General features: G+C 60.3%; 4 protein-coding genes. All 4 read right to left on the bottom strand.

Annotated features, from left to right (window positions below; genetic code table 11):
• Positions 1-422 (bottom strand): glycosyltransferase family A protein (locus tag H9532_RS12700; RefSeq protein WP_296369088.1); only part of this gene is annotated, 422 nt, incomplete at its 3' end.
• Positions 419-1198 carry an MBL fold metallo-hydrolase gene (locus H9532_RS12695; RefSeq protein ID WP_296369086.1) on the bottom strand — a complete coding sequence of 260 codons (780 nt, stop codon included), beginning with the start codon at positions 1196-1198 and terminating at the stop codon, positions 419-421. The genes H9532_RS12700 and H9532_RS12695, both read right to left, overlap by 4 nt.
• The gene (locus tag H9532_RS12690; RefSeq protein ID WP_296369084.1) at positions 1195-2142 is read right to left on the bottom strand and encodes a phosphoglycerate dehydrogenase; all 948 of its coding nucleotides are present in this window, start codon (positions 2140-2142) and stop codon (positions 1195-1197) included. Before H9532_RS12690 ends, H9532_RS12695 begins: the two co-directional genes overlap by 4 nt.
• A gap of 5 nt (positions 2143-2147) precedes the next feature.
• Positions 2148-2532, bottom strand: a 385-nt coding sequence (locus H9532_RS12685) for an SDR family oxidoreductase (protein WP_296369082.1), incomplete at its 5' end; no start/stop codon positions are given.

Here is a 2532-nt window from a genome sequence, read left to right as displayed (position 1 = left end):
CTCTGTTCTGGAAAGTATTTGGCAAAAATCTGGCATTCGCTCCAGTAGGTCTGCACTCCCCCCACCTGCCGGCCATAGCAATACTGCACAAGTCCATCGGCCAGTGGTTGTACAAGATTCTGCAGCCAGTGCTGATCGCAGGGAATGCAGTGGCCGCTAATTAAGGCAAAATAGGTTCCGTGGGCTGCTTCACAGGCGCGATTCAAGCTACGCCCAAAGGAAAACTCAGCTCGGCTGATGTGCAGAATCCGGCAGCCAAATCGCTGGGCAATGGTCAGTGTGCTGTCGGTTGAGCCAGAGTCGATCAACACCACTTCATGGGAGAAGGATGATCGCTGCTCCTGAATGCTGCTGAGAAGCTCAGGCAGGTAGCGCTCTTCATTGAGCGTGCGAATGATGATCGAAACATCCGGCTTGCTCATAAGCTGATGCCTCCCGCTTCAATCAGTTCAAAAGGCCAGGCCTCTGCCTTGTAAACAGCCTTGATCTCCTCTGGGCTGGCACTGTTCACGGCAAACATGTCCCAGTGCACTGGCACAACGCTACGAATTCCTGCCTCAGCCGCCAGTCCAAAGGCTTCGCGGATGCTCATGTTGCCCACAATTCCGCGCCGCCTGCGAAAGAAATTATCCTCATTCACCGGCAACAGCGCAGTATCAATGGGCCCAGCGCTCTCTAGAGATTCCAGTAGTTCATCACAAACAGATGTATCCCCTGCCAGGTACAGGCTCCGGCCATCATGTTTAAACAGATAGCCCACGGCCTGTGGCTGGCCGTCTTGATCGAAGCGAATCCTGGGGTGGGCCGCTGGAATGGCCTGCACACTCAGCCCTACACCCAGATCAAACTTGTCTGCCGGGGCCGGCATGATCCGTTCACCCGAGATTCCCCACTGCTCCAGCTGCCTGCGCACCGCTAGAGGCCCCATGAAGCGAGCCTGCGGGCTGGCCAGGGCCAGGGCTGGCAGGGTATGCGGATCGCAGTGATCCATGTGTTCATGGGTGATCAACACCCAGTCAACCGTGGTGAGTTCGTGGGGTTGATAGGGGATGGGCACCCGCCGCACCAAATCCGGTGCATCCAACTCCTGCACTGAGTGGCTCAGGTAGGGGTCGACGAGCACGGTGAGATCACCGAGATCGATCCGCAGGCCCGTTTGGCCCAGGTGCTCAATGCGGGCCCTGGTCGCTGTGTTCATGCTATGGCCTCCTGCAGGAAGCCGGCCAACAGCTGAATCGCCTTCTGGCTGGTGCGCTCCACACCGTCCACCGTGTTGGAAGCATTGTGTGAGCCAAAGACGCAAGATGGGTGGCTGCGCAGCGGCGACTCCGCTGGCAGGGGCTCCTGTTCAAACACATCCAACGCAGCTGAGTGCACCTGGCCACTGGCCAGCGCCTCGATCAGCGCCTGCTCGTCAATCACCGGCCCTCGGCCTACATTCACCACGCGCACGCCAGGCTTCATCGCAGCAAATGCTTCAGCGTTGAGCAGGTGATGGCTGGATGGGGTGAGCGCACAGTTCACTACTACAAAATCTGCGTCGGCGAGGCGCTCTGGCCAGGCTGCCAGGCTGACGCCTGGCTCAAGGCTGGCTTCATCCACATAGGGGTCGTAGGCGATCACCTGCATATCAGCCACCAGCAAGCGACGCGCGGTGTTGCGGCCGATATCGCCGTAACCCACCACGGCTGCCGTGCGACCTGCCAGCGAGAGTCCCCGTGGCTTCGGCCAGCCACCGCTGCGGACTCCACGGTCAATGTCCACCGTATGGCGAGCCAGGGCGATCACGTAGCCCACCGCCACATCAGCCACCTCCCCGCCGAACATGCCCGGTGTGTTCGTAATCGGGATACCCAGGGCCTCACAGGCCTTGAAATCCACGTTGTCCACGCCAATACCCCATTTCACCGCCGCTTTCAGCGATCCCCGTTGGCCCGCCTCAAACACCTGCTGGGTGGCCGGGTCATCACCGATGATCCAACCATCAAACTGAGGCAACAGCTCAATCAACTCCTCTTCGCTGAGGGTCTGGGTGACCTCTGCCGGCACCAGCTCCAAACCCAGCTCAAGCGCAGGGGCCACGAAAGCCTCGATCATGCCGAGCATCGGCGGACAGGTGACGAGGATGCGGTGGGCTGCCATGGAGTTCAAGCGGGGTCGTGCAGGCGGCTGTGGATGCCACCGCCGAGCGGAAGCACACAACCATTGAGGAAGCTGTTGGCTGGATCCAACAGAAACAGCACAGCGCGGGCCACATCAGCCGGGCTACCGATGGCACCCGTGGGATGGAAGGCCTGCAGCTGGCTCTTCAGATGTGGAGCGTCAGCAAAGCCCACCTCCAACATCGGCGTGGCGATCGCTGCTGGCTCGATCGCATTCACCCTCACGCTGCCCCCCAACTCAACGGCCATGGCCCGCGTGAGACCAGCCAAAGCCGCCTTGCTGGTGGCGTAGGCGGTGAACCCGGGCTTGGTGAGTTGGCTATGGATGCTGCCGATGTGCACGATCGATCCACACTGTCTCTGGAGCTGA

This window comes from Vulcanococcus sp. Clear-D1 (genome assembly GCF_014654725.1).
Classification (GTDB): Bacteria; Cyanobacteriota; Cyanobacteriia; order PCC-6307; family Cyanobiaceae; genus Vulcanococcus.
Note: the sequence above shows the minus strand (reverse complement) of the source record. Positions and strands in the feature narration are given on the sequence as shown.

Coding starts and splice junctions, on each gene's coding strand:
- H9532_RS12690 (WP_296369084.1), bottom strand. CDS start 2,142: ATGGCAGCCCACCGCATCCTCGTCACCTGTCCGCCGATGCTCGGCATG.
- H9532_RS12695 (WP_296369086.1), bottom strand. CDS start 1,198: ATGAACACAGCGACCAGGGCCCGCATTGAGCACCTGGGCCAAACGGGC.